The sequence below is a fragment of the Pontibacter flavimaris genome (assembly GCF_001907195.1).
Classification (GTDB): Bacteria; Bacteroidota; Bacteroidia; order Cytophagales; family Hymenobacteraceae; genus Pontibacter; species Pontibacter flavimaris.
In genome coordinates this window covers 451,812-471,682 of sequence record NZ_LVWA01000005.1, presented here as the reverse complement: position 1 = coordinate 471,682, position 19,871 = coordinate 451,812, and the positions used below count along the sequence as shown (strand labels likewise).

Annotated in this window: 14 protein-coding genes; 4 read left to right on the top strand and 10 right to left on the bottom strand. The window is 55.7% G+C overall.

Annotation, left to right across the window (positions count from 1 at the left end; all coding sequences use genetic code 11):
• Positions 1–12 precede the first annotated feature (12 nt).
• From glpT to A3841_RS10255, 4 genes are all read right to left on the bottom strand, one after another.
• The gene (gene glpT / locus A3841_RS10270; protein ID WP_073852226.1) at positions 13–1,356 is read right to left on the bottom strand and encodes a glycerol-3-phosphate transporter; all 1,344 of its coding nucleotides are present in this window, start codon (positions 1,354–1,356) and stop codon (positions 13–15) included.
• A gap of 188 nt (positions 1,357–1,544) precedes the next feature.
• On the bottom strand, positions 1,545–2,276 hold the full coding sequence (locus tag A3841_RS10265; protein ID WP_073852225.1) for an MIP/aquaporin family protein: 732 nt from the start codon (positions 2,274–2,276) through the stop codon (positions 1,545–1,547).
• A 35-nt stretch (positions 2,277–2,311) separates the two neighbouring features.
• Positions 2,312–3,796 carry a glycerol kinase GlpK gene (gene glpK, locus A3841_RS10260; RefSeq protein ID WP_073852224.1) on the bottom strand — a complete coding sequence of 495 codons (1,485 nt, stop codon included), beginning with the start codon at positions 3,794–3,796 and terminating at the stop codon, positions 2,312–2,314.
• 15 nt (positions 3,797–3,811) lie between these two features.
• The gene (locus tag A3841_RS10255) at positions 3,812–5,428 is read right to left on the bottom strand and encodes a glycerol-3-phosphate dehydrogenase/oxidase (protein ID WP_073852649.1); all 1,617 of its coding nucleotides are present in this window, start codon (positions 5,426–5,428) and stop codon (positions 3,812–3,814) included.
• 652 nt (positions 5,429–6,080) lie between these two features.
• Here A3841_RS10255 and A3841_RS10245 point away from each other — a divergent pair.
• Positions 6,081–6,473, top strand: coding sequence for a LexA family protein (locus A3841_RS10245; RefSeq protein WP_235861354.1), 393 nt, complete (start codon positions 6,081–6,083; stop codon positions 6,471–6,473).
• Positions 6,470–7,744, top strand: a complete 1,275-nt coding sequence (locus A3841_RS10240; RefSeq protein WP_073852221.1) for a Y-family DNA polymerase — start codon at positions 6,470–6,472, stop codon at positions 7,742–7,744. Before A3841_RS10245 ends, A3841_RS10240 begins: the two co-directional genes overlap by 4 nt.
• On the opposite strand, the gene A3841_RS20875 is transcribed toward A3841_RS10240, so the two are convergent.
• The 3 genes from A3841_RS20875 to A3841_RS10225 form a co-directional block, all read right to left on the bottom strand.
• Positions 7,704–7,889 (bottom strand): hypothetical protein, encoded by a 186-nt coding sequence (locus A3841_RS20875; RefSeq protein WP_449421153.1) that lies wholly within the window; start codon positions 7,887–7,889, stop codon positions 7,704–7,706. The genes A3841_RS10240 and A3841_RS20875 overlap by 41 nt on opposite strands.
• A 386-nt stretch (positions 7,890–8,275) precedes the next feature.
• Positions 8,276–12,376, bottom strand: a complete 4,101-nt coding sequence (locus A3841_RS10230; protein WP_073852219.1) for a chemotaxis protein CheB — start codon at positions 12,374–12,376, stop codon at positions 8,276–8,278.
• A gap of 74 nt (positions 12,377–12,450) precedes the next feature.
• On the bottom strand, positions 12,451–14,004 hold the full coding sequence (locus A3841_RS10225) for a GAF domain-containing protein (protein WP_073852218.1): 1,554 nt from the start codon (positions 14,002–14,004) through the stop codon (positions 12,451–12,453).
• A gap of 413 nt (positions 14,005–14,417) precedes the next feature.
• On the opposite strand from A3841_RS10225, the gene A3841_RS10220 reads away from it, so the two are divergent.
• Both A3841_RS10220 and A3841_RS10215 read left to right on the top strand, forming a co-directional pair.
• Complete coding sequence (locus A3841_RS10220) at positions 14,418–14,771, top strand: hypothetical protein (RefSeq protein ID WP_073852217.1); 354 nt, start codon at positions 14,418–14,420, stop codon at positions 14,769–14,771.
• A 197-nt stretch (positions 14,772–14,968) separates the two neighbouring features.
• Complete coding sequence (locus tag A3841_RS10215) at positions 14,969–16,402, top strand: dicarboxylate/amino acid:cation symporter (protein WP_073852216.1); 1,434 nt, start codon at positions 14,969–14,971, stop codon at positions 16,400–16,402.
• A gap of 94 nt (positions 16,403–16,496) precedes the next feature.
• Here A3841_RS10215 and A3841_RS10210 read toward each other — a convergent pair whose 3' ends face one another.
• The 3 genes from A3841_RS10210 to A3841_RS10200 are packed head-to-tail and all read right to left on the bottom strand — an operon-like array spanning position 16,497 to position 19,796.
• Positions 16,497–17,153: an OmpA family protein gene (locus A3841_RS10210; protein ID WP_073852215.1), complete on the bottom strand. Its 657-nt coding sequence runs from the start codon at positions 17,151–17,153 to the stop codon at positions 16,497–16,499.
• A 10-nt stretch (positions 17,154–17,163) separates the two neighbouring features.
• Positions 17,164–18,912: a hypothetical protein gene (locus tag A3841_RS10205; RefSeq protein WP_073852214.1), complete on the bottom strand. Its 1,749-nt coding sequence runs from the start codon at positions 18,910–18,912 to the stop codon at positions 17,164–17,166.
• A gap of 8 nt (positions 18,913–18,920) precedes the next feature.
• Positions 18,921–19,796, bottom strand: coding sequence for a hypothetical protein (locus A3841_RS10200; protein ID WP_073852213.1), 876 nt, complete (start codon positions 19,794–19,796; stop codon positions 18,921–18,923).
• Between the last annotated feature and the right edge of the window lie 75 nt (positions 19,797–19,871).

The window sequence follows — 19,871 nt, the reverse complement described above, 5'->3', positions numbered from 1 at the left end:
ATAGGAGCTTTATTAGGTGACTTTATTTTGGTTGTAATGTTTGGTTTCCTTGTTCCAGGTAAGGGCAGTGAAGAAAATAGAAAGTACGCATGCAGCTACCAGCACCATAAAACCACCATCCCAGCCAAGGCCGTCCACTACAAAACCCATGGCGACGTTGGCGAACAGGGCTCCCCCCATGTACCCGAACAGCCCCGTAAGGCCGGCCGCGGTTCCGGCAGCTTTTTTGGGCACCAAGTCCAGGGCTTGCACCCCGATAAGCATCACCGGACCGTAAATCAGGAATCCAATGGCTATCAAAGCAACATTATCGACCCAGATATTACCTGCAGGGTTTTTCCAGTAGACAAGCACCGCAACCAGTACCAGCACCATGTAAATGATGGTAGCCGGGGCTCGTCGGCCGCGAAACACCTTATCACTGATCCAGCCACAGAGTAAGGTGCCTGGTATCCCGGCATACTCGTAGGCGAAGTAAGCCCAGCCTGTTTCCTTCACCGAAAATCCTTTGGCTTCCTCTAGGTAGGTTGGGGCCCAGTCCAGAATGCCGTAACGCACCAGGTATACAAAAGCGTTGGCAAAGGCGATGTACCAAAGCACCCGGCTGGTGAATACATATTTAAAGAAGATCTCCCTGGCCGTTAGTTCTTTCTCGTGATCGGAAGTATAATTGCTGGGGTAGTCGTTCTTATACTCCTCTATGGTGGGCAATCCGCACGACTGAGGCGTATCGCGTACCAGCATATAAGCTACCATGGCCGAAAGTAAAGCGATGATGGCCGGGAAGTATAACTTGCTTTCCCAGGTTCCGAATATTGCTACTGCCGCAATTGCCAGCGGACCAACAAGCCCGCCACCCACATTGTGCGCAATATTCCAGATCGACATCTTCGTGCCCCGCTCCTTGGTGGAGAACCAATGCACCATTACCCTCCCGCAAGCTGGCCAGCCCATGCCCTGGAACCAGCCATTCAGGAACAGGAGCACAAACATGATGGTGATGGAACTGGTGGCAAGAGGCACCGTACCCATCATAAACATGGTGAGCGCTGAAAGCAGGAGCCCCACGCTCAAAAACACGCGGGCATTGCTTCTGTCCGAGACATTCCCCATCAGAAACTTACTCAGGCCATAGGCAACGGATACACCTGACAGCGCTATCCCTAAATCAGCCTTGGAGTAGCCTTGTGCTATCAGGTCGGGCATGGCAAGCGAGAAGTTCTTACGAACAAGATAATAACCGGCGTAGCCGAGAAAAATGCCTAAGAAAACCTGAAAACGCAGACGCTTGTACTCAGGGTCGATGCGCTCAAGCGGTAGGCTGTCAGCGTGCCGGGCAGGTGAAATTAGCTTCATAAAGAGGTATTGTAGTTGTAAGTCAGAGAATCCTTCCTGATTTATATCTTGCCCATCGCCGGGGTTTCCAACACATTCCCGCCAACCCAGCTTCGCTTTGTTGTGCTTTGTTTCAAACCTGCTTATAATTTGATCTCAGGCACAAAACTAAAAACCTGCATAGAAACTATTTAATAAGCAGACGAAGCTTAACTTTTTAGTAACATGTACAGCAGCGAGGCCACTGCCGCACCTGCTACAGGCCCGACCACCGGCACCCAGGCATAGCTCCAGTCGCTGTGGCACTTGTTCTTCATGGGCATAACCGCGTGGATGATCCGGGGGCCAAGGTCGCGGGCTGGGTTTATCGCATACCCTGTGGTACCACCCAGCGACAGGCCTATCGCCCAAACAAGGAAAGCCACCGGAATTGCCCCCAGCGACCCCATGCCGATAGGCGTCTTCTGCTCACCCAGTTCCGGGTTAGTGAAGTAAAAGATCACGAAGATCAGCACGAAAGTGCCGAGTGCCTCGCTAAAGGTGTTGGAGAAGCGATGCCGGATTGCCGGATCGGTGCAGAAGACAGCCCGCTGAGAGGCGGGGTTCTCCGTGGCATCGAAGTGGGGCTTGTAGAGCAGCCATACCAGCAGTGCCCCCATCATGGCGCCCAACAACTGTGCCGCCATGTAGGGACCTACCTGCCCCCAACTGAACTTGCCGATTAAGGCCAGGGCCAGTGTAACTGCCGGGTTAAGGTGGGCGCCACTGTATGGCGCGGCTATAACTACCCCTGCAAAAACGGACAGCGCCCAACCGGTGGTGATGACGATCCACCCACCGTTACTCCCTTTGGTACCATGCAAAACCACATTTGCCACGACACCGTTGCCCAGCAAGATCAAAAGCATGGTCCCGATAAACTCGGCTGTAAATGCTGACATATAAGCTATATTCTAGTTTCGGTTCTATACTTTATTTACACCCACGCCTTGGCGGCCTTCACGGCCTGGTGCCACCCTTTCAGAAGGTGCTCCGCCGGCAGGTTAGCATCAGGCGCAAAGCTTTTACTAATGCTCCACTGCTGCTGAATCTCCTCCACGCTGCCCCAGAAGCCTGTAGCAAGCCCTGCCAGGTAAGCCGCCCCAATGGCAGTCACCTCTGTTACTTCCGGCTTCACCACCCTGGCGCCCAGAATATCTGCCTGAAACTGCATGAGCAGGTCATTTGCCGTTGCGCCGCCATCGGCGCGCAGCTCTTTGATGGTGATGCCGGCATCTGCCTCCATGGCTTTCAGCACCTCGTATGTCTGGTAGGCGATGCTCTCCAGCGCTGCCCTGGCAATATGCGCCGAAGTGGTTCCCCTGGTCATACCGACCATGGTGCCCCGTGCGTGCTGGTCCCAGTGCGGTGCGCCCATACCTACGAAAGCGGGCACGAGGTATACCCCGTCACTGCCGGCTACTTTCTTGGCCAGCTGCTCCACTTCCGAAGAGGATGAGATCACCCCCAGGCCATCGCGCAGCCACTGCACCACGGCCCCCGCCACGAAAATGCTTCCTTCCAAGGCATAGTGCACCTGGTCCTGTATTTTCCAGGCAACTGTGGTCACGAGCCTGTGTTTTGAAATGATGGGTTTGTCTCCGATGTTCATCAGCATGAAGCACCCGGTGCCATAGGTATTCTTCACCATGCCCGGCTTGGTGCACATTTGCCCGAACAAGGCTGCCTGCTGGTCTCCGGCAATGCCGGCGATGGGGATCGGCGTGGCGAAAAGGGTGGTGGATGTATGTCCGATGACTTCGCTGGAGGCTTTTACCTCGGGAAGCATGCTGGACGGGATATTAAACAGGCGAAGCAGCTCCTCATCCCAGGCTAAGGTATGGATGTTGTAAAGAAGGGAGCGGGAGGCGTTGGTAACATCCGTGACATGCGCTTTGCCGTCCGTCATTTTCCAGATCAGCCAGGTGTCTATCGTACCAAAGATTAACCTACCGGCTTCGGCTTTCTCCCTGGCACCGGGCACGTTGTCCAGAATCCACCTGATCTTGGTCGCCGAGAAGTAGGAATCTATCACCAGCCCCGTTTTTTCCCGGATCATCGGCTCCAGCCCCTGCTCTTTTAGCTCGTCGCAGTAGGCGGCGGTGCGGCGGTCCTGCCAGACGATGGCGTTATGCACGACCTGCCCGGTTTGGCGATCCCAGACCACGGTGGTCTCGCGTTGGTTGGTAATACCGATGGCCTGGATGTCCTTTGCCTGAAGCCCCGCCTTTAGAATGGCTTCTGCGGCTACCCCTACCTGCGTAGACCAGATCTCGTTGGGATCGTGCTCTACCCAGCCGGGCTGGGGGTAATGTTGTGTGAACTCCTTCTGGGCTACCGACACAATCCCACCTTTGTGGTTGAAGATGATAGCCCGCGAGCTGGTGGTACCCTGATCAAAAGCAAGTATAAATTTCTGCATAGGTGCTATGTATGGTTAAACCTGGTTAACTGCCGCAGTAGCCTTGGCTCGGTAAGGCTCCAGGAGGTAATGATTGGCAAGGGCGGTAAACTCCTTAACTTGTTGCTGTTGCCACGCGTCATCCCTGCCAAGTTCTGCCGCCATCAGCGCAGCCACCTGGGGGGCCATGTCCATAGCCGCTTTCGCGTCCAGGAACAGTACCCGCAGCCTTCTGGCAAGCACATCCTCCACCGTCCTGGCCATCTCATGACGCACCGCCCAAACCACCTCTGCCCTTACATCCGGGAAGTTCTGATGCAATTTCTCCCCTAAGGAAGAATTGAATGACACAAGCTCCCGAATCCCCTCCGCATCAGCTCCGTAAATACTAAGAGATCCTAATATATTATTTTTTTCATTTAATGCCCCATGTATTGGCAGGTTTGCCGTGCTGCAGGGGTGCAAGGGCAAGCCCGCCACTGCCACGGCCTTGTCTACCGTGTCTTCTGCCATCTTGCGGTAGGTGGTCCATTTCCCGCCTGTTATGGTGATGAGTCCGGATGGTGCCACGATGAGTTTATGGCTCCGGGAGATTTCCTTCGTGCTGTCTGTCTTATTGGTTGGCGCGGCCAACGGACGGAGGCCGGCGAAGACGCTTAGCACGTCTTTTCTTGTCGGCTTTTCTTCCAGGTATTGCCCGGCTGTCTGCAGGATAAAGTCGATTTCGCTTTCCAGGGCGGTTGGCTCCAGGCTAGGATTATCCAGGGGTGTATCCGTTGTCCCCAACAGCACATGCCCATGCCACGGCACCGCAAATAAAACGCGTCCGTCAGGTGTTTTGGGAAGCATCAAGGCGTTATCCCCCCTCAGGAACGAGCGGTTGATGACCACGTGCACCCCCTGGCTTGGACGCACCAGGGGCTGTTGGCCGGGGGCATCCATCTGCAACACATCATTCACAAAAACACCCGTGGCGTTTATAACCGCTCTCGCTTTCAGGTCGTACTCCTGCCCTGTCTCCGTATCGCAGGCTTTCACGCCGCACACTTTGCCTTCCCCGTTCTTCAACAGAGCTGTCACCTTCATATAGTTCAGCGCCACGCCTCCCTGCTCGATGCACGTCTGGGCCATGTTCACAGCCAGCCTTGCATCATCAAACTGTCCGTCGTAGTACGCTATCCCTCCCTTCAGGCCTTCTTTCCGAACGTTAGGCAGCAGGCGTGTTACCGTTTCCTTATCCAGCAAGGTGGTCTTCTGCAGCCTGTAGCGGCCTGCCATCCAATCGTACACTTTTAGGCCGAAGCCATAGAACATCTTGCTCCACCAGGTATAACTCGGGATCACGAAAGGCTGCATGTGCACCAAATGGGGGGCATTTTGCAGCAACAGACCTCTTTCATGCAGGGCCTCATAAACCAGCCGAATATCTCCCTGGCCCAGGTAACGCACCCCGCCATGCACCAATTTTGTGCTCCTGCTAGAGGTGCCTTTAGCAAAGTCTGCCTGCTCCAGGAGCAGGGTGCGATAGCCCCTGGAGGCTGCATCCACACCAACTCCCAATCCTGTAGCACCACCCCCGATCACGATCACATCCCACACCGAGTCTTTCTGCTGCAGCGCATGCTTTTGCACCGAACGGTCGAAGAGCGACACCTCATATTTCTTTTCGTTTCCAGACACTTCAGAAGTAATTATACTTTGTTATTTATACTTTCGAAAATAAATATAAACGAAACATAATAACAATCAAACATAACTCCCATAATTTTCTATATATTTTAGCTTATTTCTTATAGAGACACTTGATTACCAATGCATAATACTTTAAAATAAAGCAAATCAGGCAGAGATTAAAAGTATGGGAGACTACAACAGGGAGTGCCTTTACACACCTGCACCTTTCGTTTCGCTTTTATAAGTATAAAGGCCGGCTATTTAATCTGTGAATGGCTGTGGCTTATAGCACTAGATAGGGAGATGAGCAGGAAAGCCCTTCGCGACAGGACAGCCAGGAAAAGGATGCTTACGCCAGGTACCCATACTTTGAAGGGTAAGCCAACGAAGGCCACAGAGAATAACCTGGTACCAGCCTTGGTCCGAGGCAGAAGGTGCGTTTACCAGCAGCCGTACCAACTCCGATGTGAACAAATAAAGCCAATATATTTAGCTTTTATTATTCTTGTTTACGTATTTGCTAACATATTTAGCATTTACTAGTTCATGTTTGGTTGATATGTGCAGCGCAAAGGTAATCCCGATACGATCCTATACTTTAGAACCCCTTCCTCTGGAGGCTGTAAATGGGTTGGAACTACCGCTTTACGCCACCTACATCGCAGCCGGCTTCCCCTCCCCCGCCGATGACCACCTGGAGGACCGCATCGACCTGGGCAGGTACCTGGTGCAGAACCCTACCTCTACTTATATGATGCGGGTAAAGGGCTCCTCGATGGTAGACGCGAGCATACACGAGGGCGACATCCTGGTAATCGATAAATCGCTGCAGCCTGCCGACGGGCTGCCGGTGGTGTGTTTCCTGGACGGTGAGTTTACCGTAAAAACCTTCCGGATGATAGACAAGAAGGCTTTTCTGATGCCGGCCAACCCAAACTTCAGGCCGATAGAGGTAACCGAGGACATGGACATGCGCGTGTGGGGCGTGGTGGTGTGGGTCCTGCATAAGCCCCAAAAACTATGACCAGCCTTTATGCCCTGGTGGACTGCAACAACTTCTACGCCAGCTGCGAGCGGGTATTCGACCCCGCCCTGAACGGCAGGCCCGTGGTGGTGCTCTCAAACAACGACGGCTGCGTGATCGCACGCAGCGCGGAGGCCAAGGAACTGGGTGTACCTATGGGCCAGCCCTTCTTCCAGATCCGGAACCTGGTGGAGAGCGGACAGTTGCATGCTTTCTCCTCCAACTATGCCCTTTACGGCGATATGTCGGAGCGCGTGATGCAGACGCTGGCGCAGTTTACCCCCAACCTGGAAGTATACTCTATTGATGAGTGCTTCCTGGACCTGGGCGATTTTTACAGCATAGACCTGCAGGCCTACGCCAGGGAGATAAAACGCACCGTGTGGCGCTGGACAGGTATCCCCGTAAGCTTAGGCGTGGCACCTACCAAGGCGCTGGCCAAGGTGGCCAACAAGCTATCCAAGAAGTCTGGGAAAGCCAACGGCGTGCTGGTGCTCACCGACCCGCACCATATCCTGAAAGCGCTGCAGGCTACAAAGGTAGAGGATGTATGGGGCATCGGCGGGCGGTACGCCAAATTCCTCAGGAAGCGGAACATCCTCACGGCTCACGATTTCACGAACCTCTCGGAGAGTTGGGTAAGGCAGCACATGACGGTGGTGGGCGTACGGCTGCTGAAGGAGCTGCGGGGGGAGCCGTGCCTGGAGCTGGAGGAAGTGGCGCCGCCAAAAAAAGGCATCTGTACTTCCAGGAGCTTCGGGAAACGCGTGAACAGCCTTGGGGAGATGCAGGAGGCCACCGCCACCTATGCCGCCCGCTGCGCCCGCAAGCTGCGCCAGCAAAAGAGTTGTGCCCAGTTGGTTACCGTGTTTGTCACCACCAACACGTTCTCCGAGCACGACCGGCAGTACTACAACAGCAAAACAGTGTGCATGCCTGTAGCCACCAATTCCGACATGGAGTTGATCCACTATGCCGGCATCGCCCTGAAAGCCATTTACCGCGACGGCTATTTCTACAAGAAGTGCGGGGTTATTGTCACCGGCATCATCCCCGAGAACCAGGTGCAGCTCGCCCTGCTGGACACCGTGGACCGCCAGAAACACGCAAAGCTGATGGAGGTGGTAGATGGGCTTACTGACAGGTTCGGGCGCAGCAAAGTACGGGTAGCCACACAAGGCACGGACAACTCCTGGAAGCTCAAAAGCGAGTATAAATCGCCGTGCTATACTACCAACATAGGCGAGCTGCAGCAGGTATGGGTGCGGTAGATAGAACAGGGGTTACTCCTCCCTCATTCAGTTGCTCGATTGTCTCCAGCAGCTTCTGTTCCCAGCCGGGGCCGTTTATTCCTGCCAGCGCCCGGGCCATTACCTTGTTATAGCCGCTTATGCCATTCCGGGCAGGCCCGGACACAACGCACCCGTAAAGGATGTAGTCGAAGCCAAAGGCCCTGGCTGCAACGTGCAGGTGTACCGCTTCCTGCGGCAGTGGCTCGCCCAGCAGCACCACCTGTTAATGCTTGCGGGCGCTGTCGCTGTAGGCAGTAAGACAGTTATACCTTGTAAAAAGCCCCAAATTGTGATGGAGCGCTGCCACAGCAAGTATAACTACTGCTACAGCCAGCACACTGCGCAGTTTTACCGGTCTGTTCATACTTCAGGTCTATTTCTTCGGCAAGGTTTATACTTGGTTTAAAGTATACTTCCCGGCAGGGGGTATAACCCGAATCAAAGTATAAACTCCGGTGACTTTATACTTCATCAGGATGTATACTTGGGTTTATACTTTGGCTGGCCGCTTTACCCCCTGAAGTATAGCTCGAACGTTGTGCCTGCCCCCTCCTTGCTACTCACGTTGATATAACCCTTGGCATTGTTTACAAGCCGCTTTACAATGTATAGGCCCATGCCCGTGCCGTCCACGTGGGCATGGAAGCGCTTGAACAGCGTAAAGAGCTTCGCCAGGTTCTCCTCGCTGATGCCCAGGCCGTTGTCCGAGACGGTTAGCAGTACGTACCCGTCCACATGCTCCGTTTTAAGGGACACCTCCGGGTTGCGGCCCTCCGCTTTATACTTAACGGCGTTGTTGAGCAGGTTATGCAGCACGCTATACAGGTTCTTCTTGGAGAACCTGATGTGCGGCGCTCCGCTAAAATCAACGGAAACCGCTGCGTTCTCGCTCTCGATGCTCTCCAGCATGCTTGCCCGCACCTCCTCAAAAACCTCCTGCACTGCCACCTGCTCGGGCTCCCCGTCCACATCGCGCTGCACCTTCACAATGTCGGTCAAATCTTTTATCACGTTGTTAAAGCGGCTGATCGCGCCCTTCATCATATTGAAAACAGGCTGTATGGGCTCTCCTGGGATAGGTCCGGCGGCGGCCACCTGATCCTCCAGCAGAAGTATGAGCCCCTCTATGTTGCTGATCGGCGTCTTCAGGTCGTGGGAGGCGGTGTACACAAACGTGTCCAGGTCCTCGATCACGCGCAGCAGGTGCTCGTTGGTCGCCTGCAGCTCTTCCTGCGTCCGCTTCAGGTCCGACAGGTCGATGAAGGAGCCCAGCACGCGGTACGGCACCTGGTACTCGTTGTGCATGATGCGGGCGCGGTTAGAAATGTAGGCGTAAGAGCCGTCTTTTCTCCGTATCCTGTACTCGCCGGACCACTGGTCCTTGCCTGAGTTAAGGGCTTTGCTGATCCCCTTCTCCAACTCCTCCCGGTCGTTGGGGTGCACCAGCCGGTACCAACTGTCCACGCCCGTGCTCATCTCGTTTGCCTCGTAGCCTAGCATGGCCTTTTGGCTGTCGCTCCACCAGATCTCATTGTTCACCACGTCCCAGTCCCAGATCACGTCGTTGGTCGCTACCGATACCATCCGGAAGCGCTCCTCGCTGGACGAGAGCTCCTGCGTGCGCTCGGCTACCCGCTTCTCCAGCTCGTTGTTCAGCTTGATCAGGTTCTCCTCCGCCAGCTTCAGCTCTTCGTAGGCCATCAGCACCTTGTCCTCGCTGCTTTTCTTCTCGGTGATGTCGGCCATGGTCACGGTTATGCCGTCGCCCATTTTAACGGCGGCTATCTCAAACCAGGTCTTCTTCCCGTTCAGCTCCAGCTGCTGCTCTATGTGCATCACCTCCTCCGACGCCACCACCTCCACGAACTTGCGGAACAGGCCGCTCTTCCGCAGGAAAGGCATCACCGACAGCACGCTGGTGTTCAGCAACTCCGCCTGCGAGTGTCCGATCATACTTTCCGTTTTCCTGTTCAGCAGCGTCCAGGCAAAGTCTGTCACCTGCTGGTTCTCGTCGCGCACCGCCTTAAAGGCCATAATGCTGTTAAACGAGCTGTTGAGTACGCCCTGCACCACGTTGCTCAGGGTTTTCAGGGTGGTCACATCCACAAAGCTGATCACCACGCCGTCTTTGTTGCCGTCGTGCTTCAGGTAAGGGATAATGCGCATCAGGTAGTACTTGCCATCCACGGTCTCCACCTCCTGCTCTATCTCCAGCGAGGTGTTGTTCACCTCCTTGATGTCCTCAAGCAGGCGGGAGTACTTCAGGTTATGCGACAGGTGGTGAATAGGCCGGCCCAGGTCAGTGTCAATAATATTGATGAGCCCTTCTATGGAAGGCGTGAACTTGCGGATTACCAGGTGATGGTCCACGAAAAGCTGCCCGATGTTGGAGCTCCGGATGTAGTTGTCCAGGTCCTCGTTCAGCTCCTGCAGCTCCTTAATCTTTAGCTGGTGCTCCGAGTTTACCGTGTGCAGCTCCTCGTTCAGCGACTGCATCTCCTCGTTCGAGCTCTGCAGCTCCTCGTTCGACGACATCAGCTCCTCGTTGGTGCTCTGCAGCTCCTCATTGGCCGTGCTCAGGTCCTGCACGGTCAGGTGCAAGCCCTCGCGCGCCTCTTTCAGCTCCGTCTCCAGAGCCGTCAACTGCTGGTAATAATCATTGTTCGACACGAACGACAGGTCCGATACTTTGGGCAGCGGCGTTACCTCGCCCATCTCCTGCAGCAGAACAAGTATAACTTTGGGCTGCCCCTTATCCAGCGTGATGGGGCGGATGGACACATGCACCAGCTGCTCCTTTTTGCCCAGTTTTACGGACACCTGCCGTGCCACCACCTTGCGGTCCTGCTTCATGGCCTTCCGGATACCCACGCTCAGGGTAATGGCCAGCTCCTCGGGCACCATCTTGATCAGGTTAAAGTGCAGGCGCTTATCCGGGAACTTCAGGTAACGGTTAATGTCGCCTATGCCATGCAGTAGCTGGTAATGCTCGTCCACGTAAAGCGCCGTCACCTTAAAATCCTCCGACACGGCATCCATAAACGAGTCGTTGTAGCGCGACTCCGAGGAAGGGTTATACTTGGCGGCCTGCCCGTTGGTACTGCCGTTGCTGGCGTAATCGGTGAGGCCGTAGCTCTGCCTTGTTCCTGAGCCCTCCTTTATCTTGCGGAAGATCTTCCATTTCCGGTTCTCCTCCGTGAAAAAGGATTTCATGGAGCCAATATGCTCACTGGAACCCAGGAACAGGTAGCCGCCCAGGTTCAGGGCGTACGGAAACAGCGAGAGCACCCTGTTCTGCTGGTCCTGGTTCAGGTAGATGAGCATGTTGCGGCACGTCGCCAGGTCGATATGGCTATAGGGCGGGTCCTTCTGGAGGTCGTGCTGGGCAAAGACCACCAGTTTCCGGATCTCCTCCCGCACAATGTAGCGGTTGCCTTTCAGGTGGAAGAAGCGCTCCAGCCGCTCCGCCGAAACGTGCTTGGTAATGGAGAGCGGGTAACTGCCTTTAGAGGCCTGCGTGATGGCCTGCTGGTCTATGTCGGTGGCGAACAGCTTTACCTGCGGCTCGCGGCCCAACCTATCAAAGGCCTCCCTGAAAAGAATGGCCAGTGAGTATACTTCCTCGCCGGTGCTGCAGGCCGCCACCCATACTTTCAGGGCCTCTGTTGCCGTCTTTCCTTTTATAATGCTGGGGATGATCTCTTTCTCCAAGCACTCAAAGGCCTCCGGGTCGCGGAAGAAGTTGGTCACGTTGATGAAGAACTCCTGGCACAGCTTCTTGATCTCCCCTGGGTTCTCGTGGAGGTAGGTCAGGTAGGAGGCCATACTTTCCTGCCGCAGGTAGTCCATGCGCTTTTGGATGCGCCGCATCAGGGTGGCCTCTTTATAGTTGGAGAAGTCGGTCTGCGTATGGGCACACACCAGGTCCAGTATCTCCCGCAACACCTCCGCGTCATGCCCTTCCTCGTTCTGCTCTATCAGGTCCTTCACCAGCGGAACCTTGCGGGTATACTCCAGTATCTCCTCGGGCATGTGCTCCGGGTCCAGCACATAATCGGCAGCACCGGCATTTATCGCACTGCGGGGCATGCCGTCAAACTTGGCGCTCTCGGGGTTTTGCACCACCACCATCCCCCCGGCCTTGCGTATGGCGCGGGCGCCCTTGGTGCCGTCGGTGCCGGTGCCGGAAAGCACGATGCCAATGGCGTGTTTGCCACGGTTCTTGGCCATCGACTCGAAGAAAAGGTCTATGGCAAAGTTGGGCTCCCGGCTGCGGGTCTTGTCGGAGAGGCGCAGCCGGCCATGCTCTATGGTAAGCTGCTTGCCGCTGGGCAGTACATACACGCAGTTGGGCCTGGTGAACATGCTATCCTCCGCCTCCTGCACCTGCATCTGCGTGTGCTTGCTCAGCAGCTCGGCCATCAGGCTTTTGTGGTCCGGCGAGAGGTGCTGGATAATGACAAAGGAAAAGGTGGAGTTGCTCGGGAAATGATCGAACAACTTATGGATAGCCTCCAGGCCACCGGCAGATGCACCGATGCCTACCAGGTAATGGTCGACGGCCGCGGTTTTACGTTCTTTTTTATGGGGTACTGATAGGGGTGCTGTCATGTATGCTATTCGTGTTCCGGGCCGCTCTTTCTTGGCAGTAGCTGCTGTTGTATCCTTTACTTTTGATGGATTAGTTAGTACCGCTCCTTCAATATTTTCTCTAATACGGCATTTCGCAGAGTTTCGGCTGCTTCCAGCTCTTCCAACTGCCAGGGGAGCGCCGTTTGTCTCACTGTTTCCTGGTAAGTGGCAAAGGAATTGCGCGGGTGGTAGGTCTTCCCGTCGGGCTCCAACCGGATGGCATCTCCCGGGTTGCCCCCCCAGGCCACGCTTTGGATCACCTCCGGCCTGAAACCAAGTATAAACTCGCCCTGTTCGGCGTTGATCGGCAGCGACACAAGCCCACTGGCCACCTCAGCATACGGCTTGCTGTGCGGGTAATCCTGCGCGAGCTTGTCGGTGGCGAAAAGTCCGCCGCTCTTATTACGGCGCAACCATGAGGCCAGTTCTTTCACCTCCTGGCTGCCGGGTGTGCTGCCGCTCGTCCAGACGTTGCCTTCGTACACCACCGCGGCCCCTGAAAGCGACAGCAGCTCCTGTATACTCGACATCCCATCCAGCAGGCCTTCCGCAAAGTGCGCCGTGGTATAGAGCTGCTCCACCAGTTTCACGTGGATGCTGCGCAGGTGCACCCGCAGCGCCATGTGCTCCTCCCGCTGCCTGGCCTCCAGTTGGGCCGAAAGTATACCCGAGAGCAGCTCCATGGCAGAGCGCATCTCGTACCCCGGGTGCTTGTCCGTTTTGTGGTGGCACGAGATCAGGCCCCAAAGCTTGTTATTGATGATGATGGGCAGCGACATGGAGGCCCTGATGTTCATGTTAGCCATATACTCCAGGTGCACCCTGGCCACACTGCGCAGGTTGCTCTCCGACAGGTCGGTGAAGCGCTGCGTGAGCGGGTTGATAATGGGTGTGAGCCGCACCGGGGTGTATTCGCGTGTGGGGATGAGGCGGTAGGGGGTTTTAAAGTATAACTCGCGGGCCTGCCGGGGCACATCCGAGGCCGGGAAGCGCAGCCCCAGGTAATCGGCCATGTCCTCTTCCTTCGCCTGCGCTATCACGATGCCGTTCCACTGCGGGTCGAACTGGTACACCAGCACTTTGTCGAACCCGGAAAACTTCTTCAGCTCTACGGCGGCGCGCTGGGCAATTTCAGAGCAGGTACCGGCCTGCTTCATCAGCGTGGTGATGTACTTAATATGCTGGTAGAGGCGCACAAAGGCCTCCTCCGGGGCGGGCACGTTCTTCTCCAGCTCCATCAGCACATAGTCCTGCTGCGGCAGCACCAGGGCAGAAAAGGCAAGCTCTTTTCCCTGCACGCTGAAGTTGAGCATAAACGGTATCTTGTCCTGGCTGTCCTGCGCGTTGATCTTGTCCAGGACGTCGCTGTACTGCCCCGGCTGCAGGAAACCGGACAGCGGCTGCCCCAGCAGGGCTTCCGGGGAAACGGAAAGGAAGTCCTCCGTGTTCGCGCTGGTTTGCAGCACGCGCAGCCCCTCCTTATCCAGCACCAGCAGCACACCATGCGGCTGCACCAGGTTTATCAGGTGCAAGGGTATACTTCCGCAAAACTCAGAGTCGTAGTTTTTATCGATGCTGAGGTTGATAGGCGCTATAGGCTTCTCCATCTATTCAAGGTTAAATCACTGGCCCTCAAGGCCATCCTAAAAAATCCTGCAGGCGCAAAACCACGTCCCAAACAACGAGGCGGGCCGGAACGGCGCATGCTTCCCGAACTAACCGAAAAACAAACGTAAAGTTATGCCTCAGGAACACCTGATCAGCAGCTACCCGCACCTACAGCCCCAGAATCTATAAATGTACCACCTCCTGATGATAAAGGCACCATCCGGAGCGCCATTCATCATCAAAAACTGATAGCAGCTCCCAGATAATACATACTATAAAATCTATATTCAGGACAGTTGGGGAGGCTTGGCCCCTGGCGGCTTTTATACTTTGCGCTAAGCGCTTCCTCCCGCTAAAATTTATGCCTCTTCCCCTATTGCTTTAGTGCGCGCAGCCTCGTTTATTTGCCACGATGAAAAGTGTAGGCATACCACTCTTTAAAAGTATAACCTTGCTGCTGGCCGTGCTGCTGTGCGGTATACTTGCATTTGCCGTGCCTGCCACTGCCACCGCTGGCCCCGCCGCGGCCCGACAGGAAAGCACAACTTTTGCCGACAAGGCGCCTTTTATACTTGTAGCCGGTGAAATTACCTCGGGCGAGGCCGAGGGTATGCTGCAACTCGACAGGTCGCTGCTGACGCAGCACCTCCAGTTTTTCCTGCAGCGCTTTTACCCAAACACCCGGGACACCACGCAGGCGCCGCACTCCTACCCTGCCTCCAAAGGCGACTGCGGCCTGCACACCATCCTCATCAAAGGCCCTTAGTTCTTAATTCAATTCCCGCTGATCTCTCTTAGTGTCTTTGCCTTTCCGGGCCTCAGGGCACGGGCGCATCTGTTTATACTTCTTTCAATCACCATTTTGATACCTGCTGCCAGACTAGCCTGAAGCTGCTGGAGCTCCTCCTGCGGGCCTTAAAAGGCACCCTTTGGTCTGTTTCCTGCAACATCACCAACTACCTTATGAGAATACCCTACTTACCCCTGGCCACACTTATCTGCATTACCCTGGCGGCTATACTTACCGTGCTGCAGCAGTATGGTTTTATCTCCCTGCCCGCCGAGGCGCTGATGGCCGTGCGCTGGGCCGGTATCGTCGTGCTGCTGGGCTACGGCCTGCAGAAACGCTCCCTCACCACCTGGATCCTGATTAGTATGGTGGTGGGCGCTGAGATTGGTTACGACTTCCCGGCCTTCGCCGTTAACCTGAATGTGCTCAGCAAGGTGTTCCTCAAGCTGATCAAGACGATCATCGCCCCGCTGATCTTTGCCACGCTGGTGGTGGGGATTGCCGGCCACGCCAACCTGAAGCAGGTGGGCAGCATGGGCTGGAAAGCCATTGTATACTTTGAGGTGGTGACGACGCTGGCGCTGTTCATCGGGTTGGCGGCCATTAACCTGAGCAAGGCCGGCGTGGGCATTGATGCCGGGCTGGCGCAAAGCCACGAGGAGATACAGGCGGTGCCTGCCCAAACCACTGCCGATATCATCCTGCACGTGTTCCCGGAGAACATCGCCAAATCCATTGCGGAGGGGCAGGTGCTGCAGATCGTGGTGTTCAGTGTGCTGTTCGCCATTGCCCTGGCCATGGTGTCGGAGAAAAAGCGCCGCCCTATGCTGGACTTCTGCGAGAGCCTCTCCGAGACGATGTTCAAGTTCACCAACATCATCATGTACTTTGCGCCGGTGGGCGTGGGCGCGGCCATTGCCTACACGGTGGGCCACATGGGCTTTGGCATCCTGCTGAACCTTTTCCAGTTGCTGGCTACATTGTACGTGGCGCTGCTGGCCTTCGCGGTGCTGGTGCTGCTGCCGGTGGCCCTGATCGCCCGTGTGCCGATCCGCCGCTTCCTGAAGGCCATCTCAGGTCCGGTTTCCATTGCCTTTGCCACTACCAGCTCGGAGGCGGCCCTGCCGCGCGCCATGGAGGAGATGGAGAAACTGGGCGTGCCGCGCCGCATCGTAGCCTTTGTGATGCCTACCGGCTACAGCTTTAACCTGGACGGCACGACCTTATACCTGGCGCTGGCCTCGGTGTTTGTGGCGCAGGCAGCGGGTATTGACCTGACCTGGGAGCAGCAGCTGGTGATGGTATTCACGCTGATGCTGACAAGCAAGGGAGTGGCCGGGGTACCGCGTGCCTCGCTGGTTATACTTTTGGGCACGGTGGCCTCGTTCAACCTGCCGGTGTGGCCCGTGTTCGCCATACTTGGCATTGATGAGCTGATGGACATGGCGCGCACCTCGATCAACGTGACGGGTAACTGCCTGGCCACCGCCGTGGTAGCCCGCTGGGAAGGCGAGTTTGACCCGCAGCCGGAGGTTGGATTGGTGGAAACCAGTATGCCGGAGATCACTCAGGACCAGGAAGAGCAAAAAGACCAGGTACCTGCGTAAGGCCTGGTCTTTTTATACTTTTTTATACTTCAGGAAGGCCTTGCAAAGTATGAATTATACTTTGTGAGGGCAGAAAGTATAGCCGTGCCTTATTCTACTCCATCTCCTTTTCCAGCGTCCCTACTTTCGGGAGGATCTGGATCACAAACCTTCGGTCGCGGATGTCGCCCTTGCGGCCGGCGCCCTCGAAGCCGCTGCCGGCAGCGATCAGCTCTATCCTGTCCTTGGGGAATTTGATGCCCTGGCTTTGCCAGAAATCGAGCAGGGCCAGGGCGCGTTCATAGCTCAGCTGCAGGGCGTACTCCCGCTGCGAAACATTGCGGGGGTCACCTTTGGGGAAACTGGCGGCGCGGCCATCGATCACGATCAGGTATTTCACATCCTTGTCCTCGATGGAGTTGATCACCTGGCTCAAGTTCTCGCCGGCCTTGCGGAGCGGAACTCTTGACCGCTGCGGTATCACGGCGCTACTCTGCTCAAAAAGCACATCCACCAGCAGTTCGTGGCGTTTATACTTCTCGTTGTACTGAAAGTAGTCGTCATCCAGGCGGGCAAGGGCAGCTTTTATCTCATCGAGCTTGCGCTTTTCCTGCACCTCTACCTGCAGGCGGGCAATATTCTCCCGATTCTCCTGGTCCTTGTCCTGAAACAGTTTGAAGCTCAGCACAAAGAGCACCAGCATCACCAGGAAGAGCACCGTCATCAAATCGACGTAGCTGGGCCAGAAAAAATCCCTGTTCTCCTTGCTCATACTTTGTGGGTTACCTTCTGTGCTGGCCGCCGCCGAAAAGCTTATCCAGTACAGACTTCAGCGGTCCGGGCTCCATACTTTTGGCCATGTGCATGTTCAGCGTTTGCAGTTGCTGCAGCAGTTGCTGCTGCACGGCGGTGTCGGCTTCCAGCTTCTGCAGCAGGCGCTCGTTCGTCTGCCGTATCTCCCCCGACAGTTGCTGATGCGCGTTGCTCATACTTCCCTGCTGCTGGCTCAGGCGCTCGAAAGGGCGCATGTACTCCACAATGCGCTGGTACACGTTGTCTTCGTTGAGCCTTCTGAAATGCTCCTGCCACTTTTCATAAGCGTTCTGCGCGTCCCGCTCCTGGTGCTGCAAACGGGCTTCCATCAGATCCGTTAGCCGAAGGGCGGCCTTATCAAAATACTGTTCGATGCGCGATCCGATATCATTTAACTCGCGCTCGTGCTGCCCAAAGAAATTCACCTGCCGCTGGATCGATTCGTCGTGTTTCTGCAGGTACCCCGGCACCTTGTCAAAGCCCTCCTGCAGACTGGTCAGGCGGCCAAGCACGTCGCTGATGGTATGCGTCAGCTCCGCTCCCTTCTGCACCGACTCGTTCAAAGCTATCTGGTACTGCATGAAGTTCCTGAACAGCTGCTCGCTCTCCTTCATCTTATCGAACACCTGCAGGTTAGCGTTGGCCATCTGCGTGAAGCCGATCTCATCCAGCTTCTGAATAAATTCTTTCTGCGTGCTGATGTTCTCCGTCAGGGTGTCCACAATAGGCCGGAAGCCGAGCACCTTGTCCAGGAAATCCTTGTTAAACGAATCCAGCACCGATTTGAGATTGCCCAGGCTGGCGGCCATATCCGAGTTGAGCTTGGGCAGCAGGTTGGTTTGCAGGAAAGTGTAATAGCCGTTCTTGTGACGGTCACGGAGGCTGCGCGCATTCTTCAGGGCGTTGTTCCCGAGCAAGGTCAGCAGCAGCCCTAAAAAGCTGCCCGACATGGCGATCAGCACGCCAAACAGGAAGGAGGGGATGTTCTGGTCCGTGATGAAGGAACCTGCCTCCTCTCCACCCAAACCAGACCAAATGAGGCTCGACAGGCCGATAATCACCCCGGAAAAAGTGCCCAGCAGGCCGATGTAAAGCGGCGTGGCGATGGTAGACTGCACCTCGTTGTCCATGGCCTCCGCATAGCGCTCCGACACGTCTTTCAGGATATCGAAATCCGCGGCGGCCCCTTTGTTGCGCCTCAGGTACTGGTTGGTGCTCTTGATAATGCTCGCAAACGTTTCGGAAGGATGCTGTACCTCGATCAGGTCGATGGTGGCAGCTCCCCTTCCGCCCGAGGCGACGGTGGTGATCAGCGCGTCCGGGTCGCCTTCCACCATATGGATGTTGCCGCCGGCAAATAGCTTCTCCAGTTTCTCGCGGGCTATGGTGTAGCTGGGCACGGGACCTCCTTTGGCCTCTATCTGCAGCAAGCTGTTTTCCGCAGACACCACTTTTTTAATTACCGGGTTGGAGGGCGTATACTCCCGGAAAGGCCTGCCGGCAAGTATGGCTTCCCATACTTGCCCGTCAGCTTTCGGTTCGGCAGGCTTTTTTATACTTTCAGCTTCCAGCAGCTGCTCCCTGAGGTGTAGCTGGTCTTCGGAAGGATAGAGCCCGGCTATACTTTTGATCTTCTGCTTGTTCCCCTTGTACACGTACAACTGGTAGCCAAGTATGATGAGTATAAGTACAGCCTCAAGTATAAATATGCCTTCCATCTAAGGGGTTATCTGAAATCGATGCGTGCTTTTTCCTGGATTCTCCAGCCGTTGTTCACTTTTACAAGGATGCCGTCGCCCTGCAGAACCACCCGGCTCACCATGCGGTTCGACGGCTTCTCAAAGTCAAAGGCGTTTTCCAGCCGGTCTATCCCCTGCGCAATAACAAAGGCATGGTTGCCCGACAGGTTAAAGCGGTAGCGGGTCGTGCCGCTGCCGTCGGCCGGGATGTCCATTTCAATGTAACTGTCGGAGTCGGGGTGCTGCTGCAACTGGTGCTGCCGTATCACACCGTCCTCCGGGATAATAGCAAAGCGGGTGCCTGTGTCTGGCGCAACCTCCGGCATGGCCTCCGGCTCAACCGGTGGCGGCGTGGCAGAGGCTGCCATTTCTAGTTCGTCCAAAAGGTCGCCGCCGGCAATCTCCAGCCTTACAGCGTTCGTGCGAGGCCTTTGCTCCTCTTTTGCCAGCTCCTCGCCGCTACCGCTGGTTCTGTCCGTCGGTTCGTCTCTCCTGCGCTTATCCCTTCTGCGTTTCTGCTTCGGCTGTTGCGCCTGTTCGTTGGCGTTTGCCTCCTCCTCCTGCTGGGGCTGAGGCTGCTGCCGCTCTCTTTGTCTTTGGCGCTGCTCCGGCTGCTGTTCCTGACGCTGTTGCTCCGGTCGCTGCTTCTTCTGCCTGCCGCCTTCGCCCGGCTCGCTGGCCGGCCTGTTGCCACGGCTGGCATTTCCCTCCAGCCTTCTGAGGCGGCTCTCCAGGTCAGCATTTTGGTCTTTGAGCTTGTTGATGCGCTTGGTGAGCATGTTGTAGGCACTAACGGCCCTTAAAAAGGCAAAACCGGCACCTACCAGCGCGATGATACTTATGATGATGGCAATTGTGTTCATGAGCCAGAATTATACTTTGAATTTGAATAAATGTTGATTATTGCTGCCTCCCGAGATGTGCGAGAAACCTGATTG

Bases quoted from the DNA above. Each gene is read 5' to 3' on its own strand.
- A3841_RS10240 (WP_073852221.1), top strand. From the start codon at position 6,470: ATGACCAGCCTTTATGCCCTGGTGGACTGCAACAACTTCTACGCCAGC.
- A3841_RS10220 (WP_073852217.1), top strand. From the start codon at position 14,418: ATGAAAAGTGTAGGCATACCACTCTTTAAAAGTATAACCTTGCTGCTG.
- A3841_RS10230 (WP_073852219.1), bottom strand. From the start codon at position 12,376: ATGACAGCACCCCTATCAGTACCCCATAAAAAAGAACGTAAAACCGCG.
- A3841_RS10225 (WP_073852218.1), bottom strand. From the start codon at position 14,004: ATGGAGAAGCCTATAGCGCCTATCAACCTCAGCATCGATAAAAACTAC.
- A3841_RS10205 (WP_073852214.1), bottom strand. From the start codon at position 18,912: ATGGAAGGCATATTTATACTTGAGGCTGTACTTATACTCATCATACTT.
- A3841_RS10210 (WP_073852215.1), bottom strand. From the start codon at position 17,153: ATGAGCAAGGAGAACAGGGATTTTTTCTGGCCCAGCTACGTCGATTTG.
- A3841_RS10215 (WP_073852216.1), top strand. From the start codon at position 14,969: ATGAGAATACCCTACTTACCCCTGGCCACACTTATCTGCATTACCCTG.
- A3841_RS10265 (WP_073852225.1), bottom strand. From the start codon at position 2,276: ATGTCAGCATTTACAGCCGAGTTTATCGGGACCATGCTTTTGATCTTG.
- A3841_RS10200 (WP_073852213.1), bottom strand. From the start codon at position 19,796: ATGAACACAATTGCCATCATCATAAGTATCATCGCGCTGGTAGGTGCC.
- glpT (WP_073852226.1), bottom strand. From the start codon at position 1,356: ATGAAGCTAATTTCACCTGCCCGGCACGCTGACAGCCTACCGCTTGAG.
- glpK (WP_073852224.1), bottom strand. From the start codon at position 3,796: ATGCAGAAATTTATACTTGCTTTTGATCAGGGTACCACCAGCTCGCGG.